Annotated in this window: 31 protein-coding genes; 21 read left to right on the top strand and 10 right to left on the bottom strand. The window is 66.2% G+C overall.

All coding sequences use genetic code 11. The features are described 5' to 3' along the window. Positions 1-89 precede the first annotated feature (89 nt). Positions 90-323: a metallothionein gene (locus AC5P7A_RS14760; RefSeq protein ID WP_495220264.1), complete on the top strand. Its 234-nt coding sequence runs from the start codon at positions 90-92 to the stop codon at positions 321-323. Positions 324-330: 7 nt separating this feature from the next. Here the strand turns inward: AC5P7A_RS14760 and AC5P7A_RS14755 are convergent, their stop codons facing one another. The 3 genes from AC5P7A_RS14755 to AC5P7A_RS14745 form a co-directional block, all read right to left on the bottom strand. Continuing rightward, complete coding sequence (locus AC5P7A_RS14755) at positions 331-900, bottom strand: cysteine hydrolase family protein (protein WP_495220263.1); 570 nt, start codon at positions 898-900, stop codon at positions 331-333. 3 nt (positions 901-903) lie between these two features. Beyond that, positions 904-1,542 (bottom strand): DUF6766 family protein, encoded by a 639-nt coding sequence (locus AC5P7A_RS14750; RefSeq protein WP_125436965.1) that lies wholly within the window; start codon positions 1,540-1,542, stop codon positions 904-906. Between the two features lie 100 nt (positions 1,543-1,642). Continuing rightward, complete coding sequence (locus AC5P7A_RS14745; protein WP_014647187.1) at positions 1,643-1,831, bottom strand: hypothetical protein; 189 nt, start codon at positions 1,829-1,831, stop codon at positions 1,643-1,645. Between the two features lie 148 nt (positions 1,832-1,979). Here AC5P7A_RS14745 and AC5P7A_RS14740 point away from each other — a divergent pair, with 148 nt between their 5' ends. The 8 genes from AC5P7A_RS14740 (at position 1,980) to AC5P7A_RS14705 (ending at position 7,799) form a co-directional block, all read left to right on the top strand. After that, positions 1,980-3,143, top strand: a complete 1,164-nt coding sequence (locus AC5P7A_RS14740) for a zinc-dependent alcohol dehydrogenase (RefSeq protein WP_481439358.1) — start codon at positions 1,980-1,982, stop codon at positions 3,141-3,143. A 10-nt stretch (positions 3,144-3,153) separates the two neighbouring features. Next, positions 3,154-3,657: a hypothetical protein gene (locus AC5P7A_RS14735; protein WP_401746101.1), complete on the top strand. Its 504-nt coding sequence runs from the start codon at positions 3,154-3,156 to the stop codon at positions 3,655-3,657. A 102-nt stretch (positions 3,658-3,759) separates the two neighbouring features. Continuing rightward, a complete protein-coding gene (locus tag AC5P7A_RS14730; protein WP_329767812.1) occupies positions 3,760-4,701 on the top strand; it encodes an acyl-CoA dehydrogenase in 942 nt (313 codons plus the stop codon). Next, positions 4,689-5,447: a PIG-L deacetylase family protein gene (locus AC5P7A_RS14725; RefSeq protein ID WP_032955969.1), complete on the top strand. Its 759-nt coding sequence runs from the start codon at positions 4,689-4,691 to the stop codon at positions 5,445-5,447. The genes AC5P7A_RS14730 and AC5P7A_RS14725 overlap by 13 nt, the downstream gene beginning before the upstream one ends. Continuing rightward, entirely contained in the window at positions 5,444-6,031 is a 588-nt protein-coding gene (locus tag AC5P7A_RS14720; RefSeq protein ID WP_329767811.1) for a class I SAM-dependent DNA methyltransferase, read from the top strand. The genes AC5P7A_RS14725 and AC5P7A_RS14720 overlap by 4 nt, the downstream gene beginning before the upstream one ends. Continuing rightward, a complete protein-coding gene (locus AC5P7A_RS14715) occupies positions 6,028-6,753 on the top strand; it encodes a glycosyltransferase family 2 protein (RefSeq protein ID WP_049439714.1) in 726 nt (241 codons plus the stop codon). Before AC5P7A_RS14720 ends, AC5P7A_RS14715 begins: the two co-directional genes overlap by 4 nt. An 83-nt stretch (positions 6,754-6,836) precedes the next feature. Beyond that, complete coding sequence (locus tag AC5P7A_RS14710; protein WP_069116770.1) at positions 6,837-7,265, top strand: BLUF domain-containing protein; 429 nt, start codon at positions 6,837-6,839, stop codon at positions 7,263-7,265. A 135-nt stretch (positions 7,266-7,400) separates the two neighbouring features. Continuing rightward, positions 7,401-7,799 (top strand): BLUF domain-containing protein, encoded by a 399-nt coding sequence (locus AC5P7A_RS14705; protein ID WP_180834660.1) that lies wholly within the window; start codon positions 7,401-7,403, stop codon positions 7,797-7,799. Between the two features lie 16 nt (positions 7,800-7,815). Here the strand turns inward: AC5P7A_RS14705 and AC5P7A_RS14700 are convergent, their stop codons facing one another. After that, positions 7,816-8,208 carry a response regulator gene (locus AC5P7A_RS14700; RefSeq protein ID WP_014647178.1) on the bottom strand — a complete coding sequence of 131 codons (393 nt, stop codon included), beginning with the start codon at positions 8,206-8,208 and terminating at the stop codon, positions 7,816-7,818. 207 nt (positions 8,209-8,415) lie between these two features. Between AC5P7A_RS14700 and AC5P7A_RS14695 the strand changes: the two genes are divergently transcribed. From AC5P7A_RS14695 to AC5P7A_RS14685, 3 genes are all read left to right on the top strand, one after another. Then, complete coding sequence (locus AC5P7A_RS14695; RefSeq protein ID WP_100450505.1) at positions 8,416-8,760, top strand: hypothetical protein; 345 nt, start codon at positions 8,416-8,418, stop codon at positions 8,758-8,760. Between the two features lie 159 nt (positions 8,761-8,919). Next, positions 8,920-9,441 carry a ferritin-like domain-containing protein gene (locus tag AC5P7A_RS14690; RefSeq protein WP_053494316.1) on the top strand — a complete coding sequence of 174 codons (522 nt, stop codon included), beginning with the start codon at positions 8,920-8,922 and terminating at the stop codon, positions 9,439-9,441. 36 nt (positions 9,442-9,477) lie between these two features. Further along, complete coding sequence (locus tag AC5P7A_RS14685) at positions 9,478-10,386, top strand: manganese catalase family protein (RefSeq protein WP_046430681.1); 909 nt, start codon at positions 9,478-9,480, stop codon at positions 10,384-10,386. Between the two features lie 100 nt (positions 10,387-10,486). On the opposite strand, the gene AC5P7A_RS14680 is transcribed toward AC5P7A_RS14685, so the two are convergent. Then, positions 10,487-10,810, bottom strand: a complete 324-nt coding sequence (locus AC5P7A_RS14680) for a KGG domain-containing protein (protein WP_014647174.1) — start codon at positions 10,808-10,810, stop codon at positions 10,487-10,489. A 303-nt stretch (positions 10,811-11,113) separates the two neighbouring features. On the opposite strand from AC5P7A_RS14680, the gene AC5P7A_RS14675 reads away from it, so the two are divergent. From AC5P7A_RS14675 to AC5P7A_RS14665, 3 genes are read left to right on the top strand one after another with little or no spacing between them, the layout of a single operon-like run. Continuing rightward, positions 11,114-11,581: a BLUF domain-containing protein gene (locus AC5P7A_RS14675; RefSeq protein WP_075076905.1), complete on the top strand. Its 468-nt coding sequence runs from the start codon at positions 11,114-11,116 to the stop codon at positions 11,579-11,581. Continuing rightward, the gene (locus AC5P7A_RS14670; RefSeq protein ID WP_329767810.1) at positions 11,578-12,345 is read left to right on the top strand and encodes a DUF72 domain-containing protein; all 768 of its coding nucleotides are present in this window, start codon (positions 11,578-11,580) and stop codon (positions 12,343-12,345) included. Before AC5P7A_RS14675 ends, AC5P7A_RS14670 begins: the two co-directional genes overlap by 4 nt. After that, on the top strand, positions 12,338-13,072 hold the full coding sequence (locus tag AC5P7A_RS14665; RefSeq protein ID WP_495220308.1) for a DNA-formamidopyrimidine glycosylase family protein: 735 nt from the start codon (positions 12,338-12,340) through the stop codon (positions 13,070-13,072). Before AC5P7A_RS14670 ends, AC5P7A_RS14665 begins: the two co-directional genes overlap by 8 nt. Positions 13,073-13,111: 39 nt before the next feature. Here AC5P7A_RS14665 and AC5P7A_RS14660 read toward each other — a convergent pair whose 3' ends face one another. Beyond that, positions 13,112-13,609, bottom strand: a complete 498-nt coding sequence (locus AC5P7A_RS14660) for a YciE/YciF ferroxidase family protein (protein ID WP_180834663.1) — start codon at positions 13,607-13,609, stop codon at positions 13,112-13,114. 247 nt (positions 13,610-13,856) lie between these two features. Here AC5P7A_RS14660 and AC5P7A_RS14655 point away from each other — a divergent pair, with 247 nt between their 5' ends. The 3 genes from AC5P7A_RS14655 (at position 13,857) to AC5P7A_RS14645 (ending at position 17,184) form a co-directional block, all read left to right on the top strand. Continuing rightward, a complete protein-coding gene (locus tag AC5P7A_RS14655; RefSeq protein WP_014647169.1) occupies positions 13,857-14,033 on the top strand; it encodes a DUF3606 domain-containing protein in 177 nt (58 codons plus the stop codon). 13 nt (positions 14,034-14,046) lie between these two features. After that, positions 14,047-16,596, top strand: coding sequence for a DNA ligase D (ligD, locus tag AC5P7A_RS14650; RefSeq protein ID WP_495220262.1), 2,550 nt, complete (start codon positions 14,047-14,049; stop codon positions 16,594-16,596). 138 nt (positions 16,597-16,734) lie between these two features. After that, the gene (locus AC5P7A_RS14645; protein ID WP_126412216.1) at positions 16,735-17,184 is read left to right on the top strand and encodes a BLUF domain-containing protein; all 450 of its coding nucleotides are present in this window, start codon (positions 16,735-16,737) and stop codon (positions 17,182-17,184) included. Positions 17,185-17,193: 9 nt separating this feature from the next. Here the strand turns inward: AC5P7A_RS14645 and AC5P7A_RS14640 are convergent, their stop codons facing one another. Further along, entirely contained in the window at positions 17,194-17,424 is a 231-nt protein-coding gene (locus tag AC5P7A_RS14640) for a hypothetical protein (RefSeq protein ID WP_126412214.1), read from the bottom strand. A 225-nt stretch (positions 17,425-17,649) separates the two neighbouring features. On the opposite strand from AC5P7A_RS14640, the gene AC5P7A_RS14635 reads away from it, so the two are divergent. Beyond that, positions 17,650-19,143, top strand: coding sequence for an FAD-dependent oxidoreductase (locus tag AC5P7A_RS14635; RefSeq protein ID WP_329767807.1), 1,494 nt, complete (start codon positions 17,650-17,652; stop codon positions 19,141-19,143). Positions 19,144-19,164: 21 nt separating this feature from the next. Here the strand turns inward: AC5P7A_RS14635 and AC5P7A_RS14630 are convergent, their stop codons facing one another. Together AC5P7A_RS14630 and AC5P7A_RS14625 are read right to left on the bottom strand one after the other, a co-directional pair. Then, positions 19,165-19,587: a low affinity iron permease family protein gene (locus tag AC5P7A_RS14630; protein WP_014647164.1), complete on the bottom strand. Its 423-nt coding sequence runs from the start codon at positions 19,585-19,587 to the stop codon at positions 19,165-19,167. Continuing rightward, on the bottom strand, positions 19,584-19,838 hold the full coding sequence (locus AC5P7A_RS14625) for a hypothetical protein (protein ID WP_164076882.1): 255 nt from the start codon (positions 19,836-19,838) through the stop codon (positions 19,584-19,586). Before AC5P7A_RS14625 ends, AC5P7A_RS14630 begins: the two co-directional genes overlap by 4 nt. Before the next feature lie 273 nt (positions 19,839-20,111). Here AC5P7A_RS14625 and AC5P7A_RS14620 point away from each other — a divergent pair, with 273 nt between their 5' ends. Further along, positions 20,112-22,757, top strand: coding sequence for an excinuclease ABC subunit UvrA (locus AC5P7A_RS14620; protein WP_495220261.1), 2,646 nt, complete (start codon positions 20,112-20,114; stop codon positions 22,755-22,757). A gap of 59 nt (positions 22,758-22,816) precedes the next feature. Here the strand turns inward: AC5P7A_RS14620 and AC5P7A_RS14615 are convergent, their stop codons facing one another. Beyond that, the gene (locus AC5P7A_RS14615) at positions 22,817-23,620 is read right to left on the bottom strand and encodes an SDR family NAD(P)-dependent oxidoreductase (RefSeq protein WP_495220260.1); all 804 of its coding nucleotides are present in this window, start codon (positions 23,618-23,620) and stop codon (positions 22,817-22,819) included. Between the two features lie 155 nt (positions 23,621-23,775). Between AC5P7A_RS14615 and AC5P7A_RS14610 the strand changes: the two genes are divergently transcribed. Continuing rightward, positions 23,776-24,675, top strand: a complete 900-nt coding sequence (locus AC5P7A_RS14610; protein ID WP_229653766.1) for a GlxA family transcriptional regulator — start codon at positions 23,776-23,778, stop codon at positions 24,673-24,675. Positions 24,676-24,725 lie beyond the last annotated feature (50 nt).

The following is a 24,725-nucleotide window of genomic DNA, read 5'->3' as shown; positions in this document are numbered from 1 at the left end:
GTCCTACACCCTCGCGACACGGTGCATTCACGACCACCGACATTCGCGCTTGCCAGACTGCATGTTCCTTCCACAGCACGAGGTGCCCCATGGCTACCTGTGATGTGTGCGGCAACAACTACGACAAGAGCTTTACCCTGCAGCAGGGCGGGCGCAGCGGCACGCTCGATTCGTTCGAGTGCGCGATCCACGCATTCGCACCCCGCTGCGCACACTGCAAATGCGCCGTCATTGGGCATGGCGTTGAAGGAAATGGCCAGATCTTCTGCTGTGCACATTGCGCCGGTCATGCCGGCGTACAGGGGATAGCCGACCGGGCCTGAGCTGCCTTCAGCGCCCTCCTGCTTCCTGCCCAGAGACAAGCGAAGAAAGCCGCGCGATCCGGGCTGCACCCGAATCAGCCAGCAGCGCCAGTGCGCGCCGCTTCCGGGATGGCAGCCCCGCCACGACCTCCGATGCCAGCACGACGTCGAACTCTCTGGCGTTGGCATCCAGCGCGGTGGCCAGAACGCACGAATCGGCCGTCATGCCACTCAGGCACAGGCGGCGCACTCCCAATTTGGCCAGCAGAATCGGCAAGGGACTGGCCAGGAACGCCGAGTGCTTGGGCTTGAGCACGAAGTAATGACCGGGCAAGGGCGAGAGAAGGCTGGCAATTCGCCCCGCCGGACCGCCGTCGCGCCGGCACTGTTCCACCTGCTGGCGGAAATCGCGCTTCCAATCCGAGAAATTGTCATTGGCGTAGATGACCGGCCACCTGCGTTCGTCGAAGTGATCCCTCAGGCGCCGGATCTGCCGGGCCGCCCGCTCTGCCGCGGGCGCCAGCTCCTGCGCGCCCGGGAAATCGAAACGGCTGAACATGTCGATGATCAGCAAGGCCGTCGACGGATCATCTGCCATGGTTCAATCTCCTGTCTGGGTATGCGGCGCCTCGACCGGCTTGGACTGCGGCGAATCTTTCTGGCGCAGGAAGATCGTCAGCACCACCAGAGACAGCACGGCCAGGAACTCGCTTTGCCAGTTCTGCATGGATTCGAACCAGAATGTGCTGCTGGCGAGGTGCTCCACAAAGCCTGGCGGCGGCAATCCCTTCAACTGCTGTTCGGCCTCCTCGGCGCGCCAGCTTCCCAATGCATGCAGCGTAAAGCTGAACAGGAACAACAGCCCGAACGCAATCGCCAGCGAATGACCGTAAAGAACCTTCCACAGGCCACCGCGCCTGACCGGCCAGGGCGTGCGGCCGGGTTCGATGCGATTCTGTTCCTGCGCGGGGTCCAGCGGCCGCGATTCGGCCGAACCGCGCTGGCGCAGGCTGACCGTCAGCAGAACGTACATCCCCATCTGCAGGAATTCGCTCTCCCAGTTCTCGAACGTAGCGCTGACGAAGTGCCCGGTAGCCAGGTAGTGCCAGAAATCGATCGGCATGCGTCCGTGCTCGACCAGTTCCTGGTTGTGCACGTGATGCCCCGCAACTGCCTGCCCCACAATGAACACCAACGTGAGCGCAAGCAGCACCAGCGAGAGACCGTTGCGTTTCCACATGCAACACCTCGTTCAGGCTGTTCCAAAGATCGTCCATGAAGCTTGCGTGGGCAAAGGGCCATGCCTCGTGATTGCTGCGCATCCGGAATGTGAGGCGGACTCAACGCTTCCCCGTCGGATCGGGATCAGGGCGCTCGTAGTCCTCCGGTACCGCCTTGGGGCCATCGCCGTCGTCGGGCATGTCGTGCTCCTTCCATCTGGCTCGATCGTTGCGCCGTTTGTCCGGCGTGTGCGCCTTTGACTGATCGTCCACATCCGTCGTTGGATTGAAGGGCAGTTTGTCGTTCATGGGCAGCTCCTGCGGCGAGAGAGTGAAGCCTGCACCGCGCCGGGTTAACGCCACGACGCTGCAGAATGAACGCCGCGCACACCGGGATGTCACTGCAGCCGGATGGCGGCCTTGCGATGCTGAAGGCCCGAGCTCCTGGAGCAGCACGATGCAGGCATTGACCTATCACGGCCGCAGGGATGTGCGCGTCGAGACTGTGCCCGACCCGGTACTGGCGGCGGATGACGATCTGATACTGCGGGTGACCGCCACCGCCATCTGCGGTTCGGACCTGCACCTCTACCGCGGCAAGATTCCTGATCTGCACGATGGCGATGTACTGGGCCACGAATTCATGGGCGTGGTGGAAGAGGTCGGCAGCGGCGTGACCCAGGTGAAGCCGGGCGATCGCGTGGTGATTCCCTTCGTGATCGCCTGTGGTGAGTGTTTCCACTGCAGGCTGGCCGAATATGCCGCATGCGAGACCACCAATGCTGGCAAGGGCGCGGCGCTGAACCAGAAAGGGCTGCTGCCTCCAGCTGCTTTGTTCGGATACAGCCATCTGTATGGCGGCGTAGCCGGTGGCCAAGCCGAATTCGTACGCGTGCCGAAGGCCAACGTGGGCCCGTTGCGCATTCCGGAAGGCGTGGCCGATGAGCAGGTGCTGTTCCTGTCTGACATTCTCCCGACCGGCTATCAGGCCGCGCTGAACGCGGGTGTGAAGCCCGGCTCGACGGTGGCCATCTTCGGCGCCGGTCCGGTTGGGCTGATGAGCGCGGCCTGTTGCCGACTGCTGGGAGCAGAGACCATCTTCATGGTCGACCACCTCCGTTACCGCCTGGACTATGCACGCCGTGCTTACGGCGTGACCCCCATCGACTTCAAGGAGATAGAAGACCCGGCCGATTACATCCTTACCCAGACCAGTGGGCGGGGCGTAGACGCCTGCATCGAGGCCGTAGGCTTCGAGGCCGAGGGCAGTGCGCTGGAGTCAGCGTTGACCGCTGTAAAGCTGGAAGGCAGCAGTGGCGTGGCGATACGGCAATGCATCGCGGCAACGCGCCGTGGCGGCGTGGTCAGCATTCCAGGCGTCTATGCCGGCTTCATCCATGGTTTTCTGCTGGGTGATGCGTTCGACAAAGGTCTGACATTCAAGATGGGCCAGACCCATGTTCAGGGACTCATGCCGGAACTGCTCGACGCAATCATGGAAGGAAAGCTGGATCCGGGTGACATCATCTCACACCGGATGCGCCTGGCCGACGCTGCGCAGGGCTACGCGATATTCGATGCCAAGGATGACGACTGCCGCAAGATCGTACTGACACCCTGAGCATGCTGCCATGAGCGCGATTGCCGCCGGTGTCTACGCACTGTGGCTGGCTGCCGGCTGGCTGGACTTCCATTTTCACCGGCGGACCGACCTTCCACATACCTCTGCGATGCGCGAAAGCCTGTTGCATGGGGTGCAGTTGCTGCTGATCGGAAGCGGGGTGCTCGCATGGCTCCTGCTGGAAAACACGCTGTCGCTCGTCACGTTTCTGGCACTTCTGGTCCTCGCGCACGCAATCGCCGGCTACTTCGACACCGTCAGCGCGGACGGTAGACGACGCATCAGCCCGGCAGAGCAGCATGTGCACAGCGTGCTCGATGCCGCGCCGTGGGTCCTGCTGGGCTGGGTGGGCTGGCAGGTCCACCCCCGGTGGTCGCTCGAAGTGAAGCCTGCAGCACCGGGCGTCTGGTGGCTGGTCCTGCTGCCGGCGCTGGGCGTGGTCGTGCTGCCATGGTTGTGGGAGTTGCTGCAGTGCCTGCGCGCACGACGGCAGCGCAGGCAAGCGAGCGCGTGAGGATCATCGCGCAGAGAATTCATGCGCCGGCTACACCTCCCAGACAGCGATGTGACCGCTTGCGGCCTACGTTCGACATGTCTCTCCATTTCAGGCTCCTTCATGCAGCATGTGACGTCGCCATCCCCGCTGGAGGGCCGCGCTCGCGAGTTAGTGGTCCAGCGGCCCGACCTGCCATTGCCCGGAAGCGGCCGCACGCTGCAGCGGTGGCAGGCGCTGGCGGCATGGGGGGCGGAAGACCTGTGCCTGGCCAAAGTGCTTGAGGCGCACTACGACGCCCAGGCGATCATTGCCGAACTGAACGCGCCCGCCCTGGCTGAAGGCCAGCTACTGGCGGTCTGGGCGGCGGAAGGTCCAGCCAGCACACTCCGCTTCGATGCCCACGGCCAGCTCCATGGTGACAAGCCCTGGTGTTCCGGCAGCGCGTGGGTGGATGCGGCATTGGTAACCGTCCGCAACGCGCAGGGCGTGTGGCTGTGCCAGGTTGCAGCGACGCACTGGCGCACGCTTGCAGATGAGCCCTGGCCGGCCGTTGGCATGGCCGGCGTTCCGTCCACCACGGTGCGATTCGACGGCGCACCGATGGCGCTTCTGGGAACGCGCGATGAGTACCTGCAGCGACCGGGTTTCTGGCACGGCGGTGCGGGCATCGCGGCAGTCTGGTTCGGCGCGGCGGCCGCCCTGGCCGAGCGCATGCGGCCAGCCTGCACCGAGGGGAATCGCGCGCGATTACTGGGTGAAGTGGACCTCGCCTTGGGCCCGGCGGCGGCGCTGCTTCGCGAAGTGGCGGCGCGCATCGACGCCGCGCCGGAATCGGCGCACCGCGAAGAGGTCGTGCGCCTGCGCTGCGTGGTCGAGCGCGCGGCGACGCGTGTCCTGGATCTGGCGGGGCGCGCACTGGGCCCGGCGCCGATGTGCCTGGAAGATGCCCACGCCCGTCGCTGCGCGGACCTGACCGTGTTCCTTCGGCAGAACCACGCAGATCGCGATTGGGAATGGCTGGGCGGCCAGCGGGCGAGCCAGGAGGCGACATGGGCGCTGTAGCCAGGACACCCCTGCAGGGGGAGGGAACGCAGGAGCAGGCATGGCTGCGCTGCGATTGGCTGTGGCAGCGGCCGGCAACATCGGCCAATGCCCTGTGCGCCGGCCATGATCGCGTCGTGGTGGTCGCACCCCATCCAGACGACGAGATCCTCGGCTGTGGTGGACTGCTCCGTCACGCTGCGGAGCAGGGCATGGAGGTACGCGTCGTCGCCGTGACTGATGGCGAAGCGTGCTATCCGGACGAGCACTGGTGGACGCCAGAACGCCTGCGCTCGGCGCGACGCGCCGAGCTTGCCGCAGCGCTGGGCGAACTCGGTATCCGGCCTGGATCCGCGTTTCATCTCGGCATCGCCGACGGCGCGGTCAGTGCGCACGAACAGGGCCTGGAAGATTGGCTGCAGCAGCACCTCCAGCCGAGCGACCTGGTCCTGGCACCCTGGCGCTTTGATGGGCATCCCGATCATGAAGCCGCAGGGCGTGCTGCCTGCAGGGCGGTGCGGACAGTGGGCTGCCGACGCCTGGAGTACCCGGTGTGGGGCTGGCACTGGCTTGACCCCGCCTGCGCACACATGGCGTGGGAGGTTCCCAGGCTGATCGACATTTCAGCAGTGGCTGCCGCAAAACGAAACGCCATCGCGCACTTCCGGACCCAGACCGGCGAGGTGCCGGAACTGAACAGCCCGCCGGTGCTGCCCGCACATGTACTGACCCGATTCTTCCGGAACTACGAGGTATTCCTGGCATGAGCGCGCAACCGTACTTCGATGAACTGCATGAGCAGGAGGATCCCTTCGGCTATCGCAGCCGATGGTATGAAGAACGCAAGCGTGCGCTGCTGCTGGCCAGCCTGAGCCAGCGCCAGTTCATTCGGGGCTGGGAGCTGGGATGCTCCAACGGCGTGCTGACCGAGGCCTTGGCCGCCCGCTGCGAGCGCCTGCTGGCCACCGACATCAGCCCACGCGCAGCGTTCCGGGCCCGCCGCAACCTGGCCCACCTGCCGCATGTGCAGATCCATTGCGCCAGCCATCCCGAGCAATGGCCGCCGGGCCGCTTCGACCTGATCGTCTGCGGGGAAATGGGCTACTACCTGGGTGCAGCAGCGCTACACGAGCTGCGCGCCGGCATCGATTCGGCCCTTCGCAACGACGGACTGCTGGTCGCCTGCCATTGGTTGCCTTCGTTCCATGGGCGCGCAAGTCGCACCGACGTCGTGCATCGGTGCCTTGGCCAAGGCCTGCACGAAGCCTTCCACTATCGTGATGCGGACTTCGTGCTGCAGGGCTGGACGCGCAGCGCACTATCGCTGGCCCGCAACGAGGGCCTGCGATGATCGGCATCCTGGTTCCGGCCCATGACGAGGCAGCCAGCGTGGAGCGCTGCCTGCAATCGATCCGAAGGGCAGCCCTGCATCCCGGGCTGCACGGCGAAGCAGTGCAGGTGGTGGTTGCACTGGACAGCTGCTCGGATGCCACCGCGTCCATCTGCCAGCAGCAGCGGGTCGATACGGTGCGCCTGGAAGCACGCTGCGTCGGCGTTGCCAGGGCAGCGGCCGCCGCTGAGCTGCTCGGACGCGGTGCGAGATGGCTGGCGAGCACCGATGCCGACAGCGAGGTACCTCCCGAATGGCTGGTTGCCCAGCTTGAGGGCCGGTGCGACGCCTTCTGCGGACTGGTGGACATAGCAACCACCTCCAGGACGGAGAAGCGCCTGCGACGCGCGTTCCAGAAACGGCAGCAGTGGGGCGACGATCATGGGCGCATCCACGGTGCCAATTTCGGCGTCTCCGCCCAGGCCTATCTGGCGGCAGGGGGATTTGCTCCCCTGCGCTGTGGAGAGGATGTTGCACTGGTGAGGAGGCTGCAATGCCTCGGCGCTGACGTAAGGTGGGCCGGCGCCCCCATCGTCATGACCAGTGCCCGCCTGGTGGGACGCGCGACCGGAGGGTTCTCGGCCTACCTGGCCGGAATGGAGGGTGCGCGCCCCGCCACGGCGGCAGATCGGCGGATGGCGGTACCTGGAAGCGCCTCGGAAACCACGCTGAATTGGGCATGATGTGATGTTTTCCCGGCTGGCGTTTACGGTTTCGCCACGATGCCCGTCCTAGAGTGAAGCGCTGGGAGAGCAGGAGTGGCACCATGCCGAATCGAGCCATCGCCTACGTCAGCGAGGCCGTCAGTGGATTCTCGCCGGAACGTCTGAAAGCGCTGATGGACGATGCCGCGCGCTTCAATCGGGGCGCAGGGGTGACCGGGGTGCTGCTGTTCGACGGCGAACGCTTCCTGCAGTACATGGAGGGCCCTGCCGATGGACTGGATGTGGCCTTCTCCCGTGTCGCCGGCGCCAGCAGTCACATCCACCTGATCGAACTTGCGCGGGGGCGTGTCGGCCAGCGGCGGCTGCCGTTCTGGCCCATGCGTTGCCTGTCCGTCACTGCAGATGAGCTGCGCGAGATTGCCTGTGCCGACTGGACCAGCTTCATCCAGCGGGCAGCGACCGAACAGGCCGATGCCACGGCGATGGGCAAGCTGCTGCTGATTGTCGAGCCCTACGCAAAGGCCGCCTGAGCCGGAAACCTGTTACTGCAGTGTGCCGCAGGGGAGAGGATGGAGCGAGGCAGGTTGTGAACCGCCTCATTTGGCGCTACGGCAAGGGCAGCATCATGGAAGGGCAGGACACTTCCTGCGTCAGAAGGAATCAACGTGCCCCTCCGCGCAATCGCTTACGCAAGTGAGGCGATACCGGGGCTTTCCATGGACCCTGTGGACGACCTCGCCAGGGCCGCTGCCCGCTTCAACTTCGAAGCAGGCGTGACGGGTGTGCTTCTTTACGATGGGCACCGCTTCCTCCAGTACATGGAGGGACCGGAAGACAGCATCAACGTGGTGTACAGCCGCATCCTCGGTGCCCGCAGCCATTGCGAACTGCTTGAGCTGGGCCGGGGCAGGGTGTCCGGCCGGTTCTTTCCCTATTGGTCGATGCGGCTGCTCTGGACCGACCCTGCCGACATCCGCAGCGTCGCTCGTGGCAACTGGAGCGGGCTCTCCCGCGGTGGTGCGCTGCGCCAGCTGGGGCAGGTGGTAGCCCCACACCTGGCGTAATCCCGGCGTCTGCCGCTCAATGCGTGGCAGGGGGCGCGCAGGCGTCTCCCACGACCTGCTGGACGGCTTCCTGCAACTGGTCGATGTGGAACGGCTTGGCCACGAAGGTTGCGCGGCGGTGGCGCAGCGGCACCAGCTGGTCATAGACCGCAGAGACGAACAGGTAGGGAATGCCGAGTTCCGCCAGTCGATCGGCCACCGGGAACACCACGCCATCGCGGAGCTCCACATCCAGAACCGCGCCATCGAAACGTTGCGTATCCAGCAGCCCCAGCGCATCGAACACGCTGTAGGCGTGGGTCACCCGGCCGCCGCCGTCTTCCAGCGCCTGTTCCATCAGTGCAGCCAGGTCGAGCTGGTCTTCAACCAGCAGCAGGTTGCACCTGCGCTGGTCCATTTCCGATTGCATGCGCGCATGCCTGTGTTGCCTTGGGAACTGCAGTGTGTGCTGTATTGCATCAACGGCGCGCGTGGGCCGTGTCAGCCCAGCGCGAAGCCGCCCCGCGAAGGTGCTCCATGCCGTCGATGCGGCGTGGAAGGCGGTGCGCCTTTTTTGACGGCGCGTTGGCGGCGGCCATGGATACTGCCGCCGTCCCCCAGCACTGGAGCCATGACCATGCCTCGATCCGCCACCGACCCCACCGCCCCCTGCGCATTGCGCGTGGAGTGCATGTCCCTGGATTGCGGCGGCGCTGCGATCGTCGTGGAGCTGGATCGCACCCCCGAACGGGCATGGATGAAGTCGCTCAAGCGCGCCCTGCAGGAGGATGACGTGCTGGAGGGTGCCCAGGCCAAGTTCGATGGCCGCTTTGTCTACGTCGTGGGCGTGGAAGGTGGCGCGCACCGTGCGCAGCACCGGGTGATCCAGGCGTTGAAGGCGTCCGCAGGCGCGCGCGCACCCGCAGCAAGCCCCCGTCGCGACGCCGGCAGCGCTGTAGTGTCCGGCGCGATGCCCGCCTGAGTTCGCGGCAGGCGTTGCCACGCAACAGCGGATGTTATGGCCGCATCAGCGCCAGGTGCAGCGCGCACGCCCGCCGGCTCACGCCGGCCGACGGGGCAGTGATTGCTGCCTCGCCACCATGGTCTCCGGAGGCATGTCGCCCCACTACCGGAGACCGTGATGGCAGACCCGAACACCGTCCGCAGCGAGCGCCTGCTGAAATGGCTGCAGGATGCCTACGCCATGGAGCAGGAGGCGGAGACCATGATGAAGGCCATGGCTTCGCGCATCCAGAACTATCCCCATCTTGCCGCACGCATCGGCCAGCACGTACTGGAGACGCAGCAGCAGGCCGCCTCCCTGCGCGAGTGCATTGAAGCGCTCGGCGGAAGCGTGCCCACCGCCAAGGGGCTGTTCGCGAGCATGACCGCAGCGATCCACGCTGCCGGCAACACCCTGATGGAGGACGAGGTCGTCAAGAGCATCGGCATCTCCTTTGGCTTCGAGAACACCGAGATCGCCACCTACCGGGCACTGGTGATCGCGGCCGAGCGGGCCGCCGCGCCGGATATCGCGGCCGTGTGCGGCCAGATCCTGCAGGAAGAGATCGCCATGGCGCGCTGGCTGGAAGAGCACCAGGACAGCCTGGTCGGCGCCTTCCTCAACCGTGACGAAACGCCTGGCGCCCAAGCCAAGCGTTGATCCCGATCCCGCCTGCCATACACAGGAGACAGTCCCATGTTCTTCCACCACAGGAAGCTGATGTACACCGTGCGCGTGCGCGAATCCAACCCGCAGCTTGCCAGCCTCATGCTGGAACAGTTTGGCGGCCCCCAAGGCGAACTGGCGGCTGCAATGCGTTACTTCACCCAGGGACTCGGTGAATGCGATCCGGGCCGCAAGGACCTGCTGATGGACATTGCCACCGAAGAGATCAGCCACCTGGAGATCATCGGCACCATCATCGCCATGCTCAACCGCGGCCCGAAGGCCATCCAGTCCGAGGGTCTTGCCGAAGCCGAGGACATGCGGCTGCTGGGCCAGAACAGCACCAGCCATACCGAACAGATCCTGTATGGGGGCGGCCCGGCGCTGGTCAATTCCAGCGGGGTGCCGTGGACGGCGGCCTACGTCGATTCGATCGGGGAGCCCACCGCCGACCTGCGCTCGAACATCGCCGCCGAAGCCCGCGCCAAGCTGGTCTACGAACGACTGATCACGGTGACCGATGATCCAGGCATCAAGGACGCACTGCGCTTCCTGATGACGCGCGAAATCGCCCACCAGAAGTCCTTCGAAAAGGCATTGCACAGCATCCAGCCCAACTTCCCGCCGGGCAAGCAGCCGGGTGACCCCGCCTTTACCGACCTGTACATGGACATGTCGCAGGGCGACGGCGCCGATGACCTGCTGGGCAGCTGGAACAGCGGCGAGCTGTGGGAGCGGGTCAGCGACCGCGAGGCCCAGGCCGCTGTGGACGGCGGTGACGGCAGCGCCACGGTGGGCCTGGACCCACGCGAGCAGGCGGCGGTGCAGGCCATGACCCTGCGAACGCTTTCCGATCCCGAAGCACGGCCGACAACCGGTGCCGAACTGGGCGCCGGGCCGGGCGCCGGTGCGCTCGACCTGCCGCCACGGGAGCCTTGACGCGGGACAGGCCGGGGCGGGCCTCCGCCCCACGTTTCGCGTGAAAAAAAGTGGGCGGACACGCTGTCCGCCCACATGGGGTGCAACCGGTCAGTCTCGATCAACGCTGCTGGCCACCGCGGTTGTTGTTGCCGCCACGTTCCTGCTGTTGCTGACGAGCGCCCTGGTTGCCACCCTGGTTGCCGCCGCCATGGCTGTTCTGGCCGCCTTCGCGGCCGATGTCGGCCATGTGCTGGCGATCCTGGCTCACCGCTTCGCCGCCCTTGCGACCGGCTTCGCGCGCTTCTTCAGAGCTGAATTCATGGGCGTTGCCCGACTCATGCGCGGCGCGGCCGCCCTTGGCGGCGATCTCGCGCTGCTTGTCTTCGTCCATCGAAGCGAAGCCGCGGTTGCTGCTGCCCTGGTTCTGGTTCTGGTTGGCCATGGAAAGTCTCCTTGGAGTGAGCCGCCCGATTGGCGGCAGCGACCATCTTCCAGATCCGCCGCTAGACGGCGGTGGCACCACCGCCAACGTGATGTCATGCGCAGGCACGCGCTTCCTCATGCATTCTCCACGAAAGCAAATCCATCGGCGGAAGACACGGCATGCCGGTCGTGGTGCTCGAGCCGGGTGTCAACGCAGCGCGGCGTTGGCACGTACAGGTTCAACGCCGCCTCCACGCCGGTGTCACCGCGCGTTTGATCCGCACCGCTAAGGTAGAGCCATCTGCAACAACCCGGTGCTGTCATGCCTCTTCGTGCCATTGCATATGTAAGTGAAGCCACCCGAAACCTGACTGCAGAACGGCTGCAGCAGCTTGTCGCGGACGCGATGCTGTTCAACGAGTCGGTTGATGTGACCGGCGTCCTCCTGTTCGACGGCACGCGCTTCCTGCAATATCTCGAAGGCCCGGAGTCCGGTGTCAGCGCGGCGTACACCCGCATCCTGGCGGCCGGCAGCCACAACGGTCTGGTCGAACTCAACCGGGGCAGGGTGGGGCGGCGGCAGTTCCCGCACTGGCGCATGCACAGCGTGCGCGTGGATGAGCTGGCGCTGGGAAAGATCGCGATCTCCGACTGGACCGGCTTCGTGCGCAGCGCCTCCGCGCTCGCTCCTGGCACCAGTGCGCTTGATCGACTGCAATCGGTGGCGCAGGCGCCGCCAAGCGCCGGCGATGGCCGGTTGCTGGAGCCGGACGGACCGGTAGCACGATGAGCGCAGGCGCCGCCCCGGGCACGCCAGGACATGTACGGATCGGCTGCGCAGGCTGGTCGCTGTCGCGCGCGGCGCAGGCGGCGTTCGGCGCAGGCGACAGCGTACTGCAGCGCTATGCCACCCGCCTGCCGATGGTCGAGATCAATTCCTCGTTCTACCGCCCCCACCAGGCGGCGACCTACGCCCGGTGGGCGGCGAGCGTGCCCGCGGGTTTCCGCTTCGCGGTGAAACTGCCGCGCTTGATCAGCCATGAACGCCGGCTGCGCGACGCGATGCAGCCGCTGGCGCTGTTCCTTGATGGCGTGATCGCGCTGGGGGACCGGCTGGGGCCGCTGCTGCTCCAGCTGCCGCCCAGCCTGGCGTATGAGCCGGCAACCGTAAAGGCATTCCTGCACGGACTGCGCGCACGCACCTCGGTTGATGTCGCCTGCGAACCGCGCCATCCCAGCTGGTTCACTGCGGAGGTCGATACGCTGCTGGGCGACCATGGCATCGCACGGGTCGCGGCTGACCCGGCCCGGGTACCGGCAGCAGCTGTCCCGGGCGGTGACCGCACGTGGAGCTACTGGCGCTGGCACGGGCAGCCGCAGATCTATCGCAGCCCCTACAGCGAACAGGCGCTGGCGGGGCTGGCCCAGCACCTGCAGCGTGAAGCCGCTGCGCAGCGCCGCGCCTGGTGCGTACTGGACAACACCGCGCTGGGCCACGCGACCGGCAACGCCCTGCACCTGCAGGCACTGCTGCAGGAGAACGCGCATGCCTGAGGGCCCGTCCATTGTCCTGCTGCGCGAAGCCGCCACCCGCTTCAAGGGTCACGTCGTGCGCGGCGTCTCCGGCAACAGCCGCATCGACCTGTCACCGCTGCAGGGACGCAGGGTCAAGGCGGTTCGCAGCTGGGGCAAGCACTTCCTGCTGGAGTTCAGCCACCACACGCTGCGCATCCATCTGATGATGTTCGGCAGCTGGCGCATCGACGAACGGAAGCCAGCTCCTGCACGGGTGTCGCTGGCATTCGACAACGGGGAACTGAATTTCTACGCGTGTTCCGTCCGACTGATCGACCAGCCGTTGGACGACGTCTACGACTGGCGGGCGGACGTGATGAACGACGCCTGGGATCCAAAACTGGCCCGGCGCAAGCTGAAGGCACTGCCGGACACCCTGGTCTGTGATGCGCTTCTGGACCAGACGATCTTCGCGGGCGTCGGCAATATCATCAAGAATGAGGTGCTGTTCCGCATCCGCGTGCATCCGGCCACGCGACTGGGCGACCTGCCACCGCGCAAGCTCACCGCCCTGATCAACCAGGCCCGTGCCTACAGCTTCGACTTCCTGGAATGGAAACGGCGCTTCGAATTGAAGAAGCACTGGCAGGTGCATACGCGAAAGGTGTGCCCGCTCTGCGGTGGCCCCATCAGCAAGCTGTACATGGGTACGACGCGGCGACGCACGTTCTTCTGCCCAAACGATCAGGTGCTCTACCCACCCTGAGGCCGCCTTCCATGGCGGCCGAGGGGCATGCGATTCGACTCAGGCGGCCTGCGCGGCCTTGGCATTGCCGCCGCCCTTGGCCAGCAGGGTCAGCTTCTCATCGGTCGCCTTTTCTTCCTCCAGCGTCTCCAGCAGCAACGGCAGGGCATCCTTGTAGCCCAGCTGCTTGGCCAGCGCGGCGATGGTGCCGTAGGAGGCTATTTCATAATGCTCGACCTTCTGCGCGCCACCGATCAGGGCAGCATCGCGCACCGGCCCCTTGTCGATGCTGTCGATCACCTCCTTGCCTTCCTCGACCAGGCCTTCCATCGCCGCGCACTTGATGCGCTTCAGGCGGATGCCGAGCACCTCGACCACCTGGTCGATGCGCTCGATCTGCCCCTGGGTTTCTTCCAGGTGCGTTTCGAACGCTGCGGCCAGATCCGGATTATCGGCCGCACGGGCCAGGCGCGGAAGCGCCTTGGTCAGCTGCTTCTCGGCGCTGTAGATGTCCGAGAGCTCGTGGATGAACAGATCTTCCGCCGTCTTGATAGCCATGCTGGGCTCCGCTGTGAATGGAGTGCCCAGAGTAGGTCCCGTCCGGTTGCGATCAGGCGGGGAAGGAGTGAAGGCGGCATGTGAATTCCCACGCGGACCCTGCGCGCTGCCTTCACGAAGCAGCGTCTTTCGCGCATCGGCAGGACGCCGTGCCGGCGGCCTTCGCCATGGCTTCACAGTGGCATCGCTCCGTGCCCATGGAATGGCCGGTACGGTCAGTTCACCCCCGATCACGCTGGAGACTCCCATGAGCGATGACAAGAACAACGCCGGCAGCCCGGACCGGGACCGCATCAACGTCAATGAGGATTACGAACTGCGGTACTGGACCACGACGCTGGGCGTGTCCGCCGACGAACTTCGCGCGGCCGTCGCGGCAGTCGGGCCCACGGCGGTTGCTGTCCGGAAGCACCTGGGCAAATAGCGCGGAGCTGGCCATGTCCCTGGTCGAGTATCGCCGCAAGCGTCGTTTTGACCAGACCAAGGAGCCCGAGCCGGGCAAGGCGCTGCCGAAAGGCCAGCGCGCCATTTTCGTGGTGCAGCTGCATCATGCCAGCCGCAGGCACTATGACTTCCGCCTGCAGGTTGGCGATGCGCTGAAGAGCTGGGCGGTGCCCAAAGGCCCCAGTTACGACCCGAAGGTCAAGCGCATGGCGGTGGAAGTGGAAGACCACCCGGTGGACTACGCGGCGTTCGAGGGTGATATTCCCAAGGGCCAGTACGGCGGCGGCCATGTCGCCCAGTTTGACCACGGTGTATGGGCCACGCAGGGCGATCCGGAAGCCCAGCTCGCCAAGGGCCATCTGCGCTTCGAGCTGTTCGGTACCAAGTTGAAAGGCGGCTGGCATCTGGTCCGGTCGGGAAAGCCCGCGCGCCAGCCACAGTGGCTGCTGTTCAAGGACGACGACGAATTTGCCAGCGATATCGAGGCAGACGATCTGCTGGGGGGCGTCGCTGAAGCGCCACCGGAGGATCTGAAGCGTGCCGGTGCCGGCAAGGCCGCGAAGAAGCGGCTGACGGCGGTACCTGCCAGACGCGCCCGGCGGAAGAACTGGTCGAACAAGGCCCTGGCGCTCAGCAAGGCGAAAAGGGCGGCAGCGCCGTCCGGGCCGTTTGAGCCGCAGTTGGCCAAGCTGGGCGAAGCGCCGCCCCAGGGCGGGCAGTGGGTGCATGAGATCAAATGGGACGGGTACCGCATCCTTGCTACGGTGGCTGAGGGCAACGTGCAGCTGTGGTCACGGAACGCGCTGGAATGGACCGCCAAACTTCCCGAAATACGTGACGCGATCGCGGCCCTGGGCCTGACTTCGGCGGCACTGGACGGCGAGCTGATCGCCGGCGCCGGCACCAAGGAAGACTTCAACCTGCTGCAGGCCACGCTTTCCGGCGAGAAGCAAGGCGTCCTGACGTATGCGCTGTTCGATCTGCTGCATCTTGATGGCGTGGATGTCGCCGATGCGCCCCTGCTGGAGCGCAAGGCCCTGCTGCAATCGGTGCTGGAGGGGCAGGGCAGCCCATTGGCATTCAGTTCGCATGTACAGGGGGATGGCGACCAGGCCTACCGACTGGCCGGTGAGCGGCACTTCGAAGGCATCATCTCCAAGCGCGCCGATCGCAGCTACCACAGCGGCCGCAGCGAGGACTGGCGCAAGACGAAGCAGCTGGCCAGCGACGAGTTCGCGGTGGTGGGCTACACCACACCCAAAGGCAGCCGCACCGGCTTTGGTTCGCTGCTGCTGGCCCGGCCAGACGCAACGCATGGCTGGCTCTACGCAGGGCGCGTCGGGTCCGGGTTCTCGGATGAACTGATTGGCGACATCAGCAAGCGCATCAAGGGCGGCGGCGGCCGCAAGCCAACCGCGTACGTGCCCACGCAGGACACCGATCTGCGCGCTGCGACCTGGTTCGAACCGCGTTTCGTGGTGGAGGTCTTCTACCGCGGAATCGGTGGGCAGCAACTGTTGCGCCAGGCGTCGCTGAAGGCGGTGCGGGCGGACAAGGATATCGCCGACCTCGCCGATTCCGATCGCGCCGGAGCGGCCCCCGCCGCAGCGCGGTCGCAAGCGCCCGCGCGGCGTGGGCGCCGGGTGGAAAGGGCGCCGGCAACGGATCGCGCGCCCCCCGTGCTGTCGTCCCCAGGCAAGATCCTGTTTCCCGGCGACGGCTACACCAAGCAGGACGTGTGGGATTACTACGCAGCAGTGATGGAGCACCTCCTGCCCGAGGTGGTGGATCGTCCGCTGTCGATCATCCGCTGCCCCAGTGGCACCGCAAAGCCCTGCTTCTTCCAGAAACACCATACGGCCGGGCTGGCGCTGGTCGATTCGGTACGGCTGAAGGAGGAAAGCGGCATCAACGCCCATTACCTGGTGGTGCGGGACGCAGCCAGCCTGCTGGAACTGGTGCAGTTCAACGCGTTGGAGTTCCACCCTTGGGGCAGCCACGCCGAGGCGCCCGACAGGGCCGACCGGGTGGTGTTCGATCTGGATCCCGGACCGGATGTGCCCTTTGCCGAAGTCAAGAAAGCGGCAACCGACATCCGGAAACTGCTGGCGCAGCTGGAGCTGGAATCGTTCCTGCGAGTCTCCGGCGGCAAGGGCCTGCACGTGGTCGTGCCGCTCAACCCAGGGTGCGATTGGGACCTGACCAAGCGTTTTGCGAAGGGTTTCGCCGATGCATTGGCACAGTCCGAACCGCAGCGGTTCCTGGCAACCGCCACCAAGAGCCTGCGCAACAAGCGGATCTTCGTCGACTATCTGCGCAATGGGCGCGGTGCAACGGCGGTCGCGTCCTATTCGTTGCGCGCCCGGCCGGGCGCACCGGTGGCACTGCCGATCGCCTGGGGTGATCTGGCGAAACTCAAGCGCGCCGACGCCTTCACGATCAAGGACGTGCCCGCAAAGCTCAGACGTCGCCGCAAGGACCCTTGGGCCGGCATCGCGGAAGTGAAGCAGAATCTCGCCCGATGGGCCCAGGCAGACCCGTAGGCCAGGCCCGTGCTGCGTACCGTCTGTCAGCCCGAACCCAACTGATTCGCAGAATACACGGGGCCGGAACATATCGTCGGCGCGGTTGGCCTATGCTTGCGGTACGGAATCTGGGGGGATTCGCTACAGGAGCAGCCAATGCCGATCAGGGCAGTCGCATACATAAGTGAAGCGGGCCCGGCCGTTGCGGGTGATCCTTTGGGCCTGCGCAGCGGGAAGCTGGACGACCTGGTCGATGATGCCTCCCGCTTCAACCGGAATGCCGGCGTTACCGGCGTACTGCTGTTCGATGGCGCCCGTTTCCTGCAGTACATGGAAGGACCCGAAGATGGCTTGAATGTGGCGTACTCGCGGGTACTCGGTGCTACAAGCCACACGGGACTGATCGAACTGCAGCGCGGCAGGGTAGGCAACCGGCGTCTCCCGTTCTGGCCGATGCGCTGGCTGCCGACGCAACCCGAGCAGTTGAAGAGTCTTGCCCGCGCAGACTGGTCAGGGTTCGCCCAGCGGACCGGTGACGATGCGCCAACCGAGACGGCGATGGATGTCCTGGCCAGGTTGGTGGAACCCTATGCCGTCGCGGCGTGATCGATCGGCCTAGCGGTCTCCATACCGCGCCGCCCAGGGGATCTCGCCGCTGCACGAATCGAGGTGCCCGGTGCGCATCACGCAGTACAGGCGGGCATCCGGGTCAGCACTGGCAGCGATGTAGTCCAGCGCCTCGGCGAGCATGCGGATGAACTGCGGCTCGGGATAGAACGCCGCCCAGGTGGGCAGCATTTCCTCCAGTTGCGCGATCATCAGGTCGATTTCCAGGTGCGTGCTCACTGCCTGGCCCTCCATGCAGCCAAGTTAGCAACCACGCTGCAAGCAGAGGGTCGCGGTTCGCACAGGCGACGCAGGCATCGTGTCCATGCGGCACTCACCCCGTCTTGATCCTCACCGCGGCACTGCCACGCACGTGAGGATTTCCTGCACGGGCACGCCACCGTCGTTTCACCCGGCAGGGCGTATCAGGGAAGGCTCTCCGATGAACCTGCAAGGATCCTTTTCATGGCCGACCCGTCCCCGCGCGCCAGCTTATGGTCAGCTGACTCCGATCCGCACGGCTTCCGCCCTCTCGCCGGGGCCACGCGCGCGGACGTGCTCGTGGTCGGTGCAGGCATGACCGGCCTGTTGACCGCCGCCCGCTTGGCCGACAGCGGCCTGGATGTGGTGGTGGTGGATGCCGGCCCCATCGGCGGGCGCAACACGGTGATGTCAACCGGCAATCTTTACGCTCCCGTGTCCCGGATGGCAGACCTGATCGCGCGTTGGGGCGGTGACACGGCACGTCGTGTCGTGCAGTGGCGGCAACACGCGCTGCGTTCCATCGAAACACTGGTCCACCGCTACGATCTGCACTGTGGCTTCGAGCGCGTGGCCATGCAGTACGGCGTGCAGGAGCGTTCGCGCGAGGCCACGGCGCAGTTCGAACGCGAGCTGCAGGCCTACCAACGCGTTGGCCTGCATTGCGAGCACCGCCAATCCGGGCTGCCGTTCACCTTGGGCCACGCTTTCCGCGTTCCCGACCAGGCGCAGTTGCATCCGGCGGCGTTCTGCAGGGAACTGGCCCGTCATCTGGTGGGCCGCGTGCGCATCCACGACTGGACCCGGATCACCCGCATCGAGGCTTCAGCCGGAGTGGCGACGGCCCCTGGTGCCCGCATCCATGCCAGGCACTTTGTGCTGGCCACCCACTCGCCAGCAGGATTCAACCTGGTGCAGGCCGAGATGGAGGTGTACCGCGAATACGGCGTAGCGGTACCGGTGGCCAATCCGCCAGCGGCAGGCATTCACTGGATCGCCGACCGGCACCGCTCGCTGCGCGGGGTGCATGGCGCTGATGGCCGCGACTGGCTGGTGCTGGTCGGGGAGACACATCGCACTGGCGAAACCCCGGCGATGGATCCGGCCCAGCATCTGGTCGCCGACGCGCGTCGCAACTTCAGCGTGCAGGGCGAGCCGCTGTGCTGGTCCGCGCAGCAGTTCCGGGCCGCGGATCAGCTGCCCTACATCGGCAGCAGCGCGCACGACAATGTATGGGTCGCTACCGGCTATGGGCCGGACGGATTGACCTGGGCGGGCGTGGCCGCGCGCGCGATCACGGAGGGAATCACGGGAACGACCAGCGAGATCGAGCAGCTGCTCAGCCCCATGCGCTTTACTCCGCTGCGCTCGGCTGCAGGCTGGGCCCGCACCAACGCCACGGTTGCGCGGCACATGGTGGGCGATCGCCTTGGAACCGCGTCGTCGCGCGCTCCCAGCGAGCTGGGCCGCGGGTGCGGTGCGCTGCTGGACGTGGGCGGAGAGCGCACCGCGATCTACCGCGATGATGATGGCCAGCTGCACGCAATGTCGGCGCTGTGCCCGCACCTCAAGTGCGTCGTCCAATGGAATGGCCATGAACGCACATGGGACTGCCCGTGCCACGGCAGCCGCTTTTCCGCCACCGGGGCCCTGCTGGAGGGCCCCGCCAGGCAGGGCCTCACACCGGCGGCGCTGTAGGCCGCCGCCGCAGCGGTGACCTCAGGCTTCGGCGGTTGCATCAGCTTCGCAGGGCATGCAGCGCTCCTTCTTGGACTTGATGTCTGCAGCGGTCTTCGCCAGTGCCTCGTAGCGCTGGCGTATCTCTTCAAGATGGGCCGGCTCCATCGATTCCAGGTTCAGCAGCTCCTGGTTGGCGTCCTTGCTGACCCGGATCAGCTCATCCAGCTTGATGTGCAGCGCAGCGGTGTCAGCGTTCTGGGTATGCTGGATCAGGAATACCATCAGGAACGTCACGATGGTGGTGCCCGTGTTGACCACCAGCTGCCAGGTGTCATTAAAGTGGAAGGCCGGCCCGCTGGCGGCCCAGGCGATGATCACCCCCAGTGCCGCGACGAACGCCCCAAGACTGCCGGACAACCGCGCCGTGGCCGCCGCGACGCGCGCAAAGCCGCGCCGGATCACTGCTCACCTCCGCCGGCCTCCTCATCCGTCCGGCGGTCTGGCAGTTTGACCCGCTCACCCAGACGCGCGGCCTGCTCGTCGGGCGTCGGGGCTGCGACGAAGGGCGAGATCGGGTCACTGGCCGGGAACGTCTCCTGCAACGCCTCGTCATGATTGCGATGGTTATGCAGCTTGGCCTGAAGCGGGCTGACCGGATCGGTGCGCTGTGCTTCCGGGTCCGGGTGGGGCAGGTCTTTCTGATCGCGTTGCATGGTGAATCTCCAGGTGGGTCCCACTGCCGTAGTGGCGGGCCCAGCATAGGAGCCGCACTGTGAGCGGCTGCATCAAGGGTGCGGCAACGTGGCGTCAAGCCTTCAGCCAATGCAGGTTAACAATCAGCCGTATAGCGCGGTTGGCGTCGGCCACCTGGTGTTCCGACGCTGCACGCAATCAACATCCCCTCACTCCATTCACCCTGCAGCAGCGACAATAGCCGCCCGTGTGCGCATGCATGTATTCCACTCATTGGTAGCAGGATCGCGAAGATGTCCAACACCCCCTTTGGCGAGTCGTCATGCGCTGCCGCAGCCAGCGGCTGCATCGAGGTCCGCGGCGCACGCGAGCACAACCTGAAGAACGTCGACGTCTCCATTCCGCGCAATGCGCTGGTGGTGTTCTCCGGGGTATCGGGTTCGGGCAAATCCTCGCTGGCGTTCGGCACGGTCTTCGCCGAGGCCCAGCGGCGCTACTTCGAATCCGTCGCACCGTATGCGCGCCGCCTGATCGACCAAGCGGGCGTGCCCGACGTGGATGCCATCGACGGCCTGCCGCCGGCGGTGGCCCTGCAGCAGCAGCGCGGTGCCAGCAACGCACGTTCATCGGTGGGCAGCGTGACCACGCTGTCCAGCCTGGTACGCATGATGTATTCGCGTGCAGGCGCGTACCCGGCCCACCAGCCCATGCTGTACGCCGAGGACTTCTCGCCCAATACGCCGCAGGGGGCCTGCAGCACCTGCCATGGGTTGGGCCACGTCTACGAAGTGACCGAAGCGCTGATGGTGCCGGACCCGTCGCTGAGCATCCGCGAGCGCGCCATCGCCTCCTGGCCGCCGGCCTGGCATGGCCAGAACCTGCGCGACATCCTGGTCACCCTGGGCTACGACATCGACGTGCCGTGGAAGAAGCTGCCGAAGAAGGACCGGGAGTGGATCCTGTTCACCGAGGACACGCCGACCGTGCCCGTCTATGCCGGCTTCACGCCTGCCGAGACGCGTGCCGCACTCAAGCGCAAGCTGGAGCCCAGTTACATGGGCACCTACACCGGCGCCCGCCGCTACGTGCTGCACACCTTCGCCAACACTCAGAGCGCGCTGATGCGCAAGCGTGTCTCGCGCTACATGGAAGGCAAGCTGTGCCCCGCCTGCAAGGGCAAGCGACTGAAGCCCGAAGCGCTTTCGGTCACCTTTGCCGGTGTGGACATCGGCGAGTTCATGCGGCTGCCGCTGGATCAACTGGCCGGGCTGCTCGAGCCCATCGCGCAGGGCGACTTCAGTGCACACAGCCACGGCGCACGCACCCGCAGGAGTGCGACGCCCCGCGATCGCGCCAAGCGGGCAGCAAGTGGCCACGCGACCCACGAAGGCGCGCCCGATGTGCGGCTGACCTCGGCCCTGTCGGAGGAGAAACGCCTGGCCGCGCAGCGACTGGCGGGTGGGGTCATGGCGCGGGTACGGCAGCTGCGCGAGCTGGGCCTGGGGTATCTCTCGCTGGATCGCGCCACGCCCACGCTGTCGGCCGGCGAACTGCAGCGCCTGCGGCTGGCCACACAGCTCAGCTCGTTGCTGTTTGGTGTGCTGTACGTGCTCGATGAGCCCTCGGCCGGCCTGCATCCGGCCGACAGCCAGGCGCTGTACGACGCGCTGGACCGGCTGCGCGATGGCGGCAACTCGGTGTTCGTCGTTGAACACGATCTGGACCTGATGCGACGTGCACAGTGGCTGGTGGACGTGGGACCGCAAGCGGGCGAGCACGGCGGGCGCGTTCTCTACAGTGGCGAGCCCGACGGCCTGCGCCGCATCGAGGACTCGCGCACCGCGCGGTACCTGTTCGACCAGGTGCCTGCGCCTGCCAGCCGGCAACGCAGCGCCGACCGCTGGCTGGAGCTGAAGGGCATCCACCGCCACAACCTGCAGGGCGTGGACGCGCAGCTGCCGCTGGGAGTGCTGACCGCAGTGACCGGCATTTCCGGATCGGGCAAGTCCAGCCTGATGGCGCAGGCGCTGCCCGAGCTGATGCTGCTGCACCTGGGGCACGAGCCCGTGGACGACAGCGCCGACAGTACGCCCGAGGACGGGCCAACCGTGATCGAAGCGACGCGGGGCCAGCTTGCCGGAGCCGTGGATGCCATCCAGCGCGTGGTGCAGGTGGACCAGAAACCGATCGGCCGCACGCCACGCTCCAACCTGGCCACCTATACCGGCCTGTTCGATCACGTCCGCAAGCTGTTCGCCGCGACCCCCGACGCGCGACGCCGCCGCTTCGATGCAGGTCGCTTCTCGTTCAACGTGGCCAAGGGCCGGTGCGAGACCTGCGAAGGCGAGGGTTTCGTCAGCGTCGAACTGCTGTTCATGCCCAGTGTCTATGCGCCATGCCCCGCCTGCCATGGCGCCCGCTACAACGAGGCCACGCTGAAGGTGTTGTGGAACGGCCGCAACATTGCCGAAGTCCTGCAGATGACGGTCGACCAGGCACAGGCATTTTTCGCCGGTGAGGAAGCCATCGCGCGGCCGCTGCAGCTGCTGCAGGAGATCGGCCTGGGCTATCTCAGGCTCGGCCAACCGGCCACGGAGCTTTCAGGGGGCGAGGCGCAACGCATCAAGCTGGCGACCGAGCTGCAGCGCAGCCAACGCGGCCGCACGCTCTATGTACTGGACGAACCCACCACCGGCCTGCATGCGTTGGACGCAGACAGGCTGCTGGTGCAGTTGCAGCGGCTGGTGGACGCGGGAAACACCGTGGTGATGATCGAGCACGACATGCGGTCTGTCGCACAGGCCGACTGGGTGATTGACGTCGGCCCGGGCGCAGGCGGCGCAGGTGGAACCATCGTGGCGAAGGGTACGCCACGTCAGGTGGCCCGCGCCAAGGGCAGCAGGACGGCGCCGTTCCTTGCCAGGGAACTGGCGCTGTAGCGACGTCATCCCCGGCTATCGCATTCCACCACGCCGGGCATCTGCAAGCCGTTCGGCGATCAGGCGCCGCTCACATAGCGCGGCGCCGGCTGCGCACGCGAAAGGCCCGGTGCCATTGCCTTGCGTGCCTGCTCGAAGGCGTCCCACTCAGCGATGTCCGGAAGCGCGGGAATGGTCACAAGTTCACCCTGCGCCAGCCCGGCCAGGGACGCGTCCACCATGTCTTCGGCGCTCATCACGATGCCCTGTGGCAGGTGCTCCACCGGCAGGCCGGAAAGGTGCCAGAAGTCGGTTGCGGTGGCGCCCGGCAGGACGACCTGGACGCGCACGCCCTTGTCGGCCAGCTCATGGTGGAGCGACTGCGAGAACGCCAGCACGAACGCCTTGCTTCCCGCGTAGACCCCGTTGAGCAGCTCCGGTGCCAGCGCGACGATGGAGGCGATGTTGATGATCGTGCCCCGGCCACGTGCCACAAACACCGGCGCTGCGGCGTAGGCCAGGCGCATCGCGGCGTTCACGTTGAGCGTGATCAGGCGCTCCATCTCGCCGATGTCCGACTGCAGCAGGGGCGCCGTAGCGCCGATGCCGGCATTGTTGACCAGCACCTGGATATCCGCTCGGCCTTGAATGACCTTTTCAACTTCGGCACGCCCGTCGGAGGTGGTCAGGTCCGCGGCGATGATGTCCACCGTGCGGCCGGTGCTGCGGGCCAGCGCTTCGGCCAGTTGGCGCAGGCGGTCGGCGCGTCGCGCGACCAGGATCAGGTCATGGCCGGCGTGGGCCAGGCGATCGGCATAGATCGCCCCGATGCCGGACGATGCGCCAGTGATGAGTGCGGTGCCGTGATGGGTAGGGTCGTTCACAGAGGTCAGTCCGAACCGGCGAACGTCGCCGGGGTCAGGGGAAATCTAGGCCGGCTTGTACGTGGCGTAAATGTCGTATATACCTCGTTTACGGCCACCCCTGAAAAACCGTCATGCCCAGTGTTGGATTTGTCCTGCCCGCCGGATTCCAGACCATGGCGATCGCCGCGGCGTCCGCCTTCGAACTGGCCAATGCCACCGAAGGCGCGCGCCTTTACGATCTGCACATGCTGTCCGAACAGGGCGGGCTGGTGCCCAGCTCGCTTGGCATGGCCATGCAGACAGCGCCGCTTGCGCAGCAGCCGCTGGATACCATGATCGTGGCCGGCCTGCTGGAGCCAGCCCCGTCCAGCGGCGCGCTGATCGATCCGATCCGTCACGCGGCCGCACGCACGCGCAGGACCGCGTCGGTGTGCACCGGCGCGTTCCTTCTCGGCGAAGCGGGGTTGCTGGACGGGCGCCGCGCCACTACGCACTGGTTCCACGCACGTGCGCTCAGGCAGCGCTTTCCCGCCGCGCAGGTGGAGGAAGACCGCATCTTCATCACCGATGGCCCGATCTGGACCTCCGCCGGCATGAGCGCGGGGCTGGACCTGGCGCTTGGCATGATCGAGCAGGACTTCGGTGCGGATCTGTGCAGGGCGGTGGCCCGGAAGCTGGTGATCTACCATCGGCGCGGAGGCGGGCAGTCCCAGCATTCGGTGCTGCTCGAGCTGGATGCCCGGTCTGATCGCATCCAGAACGCGCTGACCTTTGCACGCCGCAATCTGCGCGCCACCTTGTCGGTTGAAGAACTGGCGCAGGCCGCGCATCTGAGCACCCGCCAGTTCAGTCGCGCGTTCCGCGAGGAAACCGGGCAATCCCCCGCCAAGGCAGTGGAGGGCCTGCGGGTGGAGGCCGCTCGCGTGTTGATCGAGCAGAGCCGCTACACGATGGATGAAGTGGCGACTGAAACGGGCTTCGGTGATACCGAACGCATGCGACGTGCCTTCCTGCGCGCCTTCGGCCAGCCGCCGCAATCGCTGCGGCGCAACGCACGGGGCGGGGCGGACTGAGTGTTCATGGCTGGATTCATGGGATGATGCACCACTGCGCCCGACTGCCA

The sequence above is a fragment of the Stenotrophomonas sp. YJH_SMC_65 genome (assembly GCF_059369475.1).
This window is presented reverse-complemented; position numbering and strand designations above follow the sequence as displayed.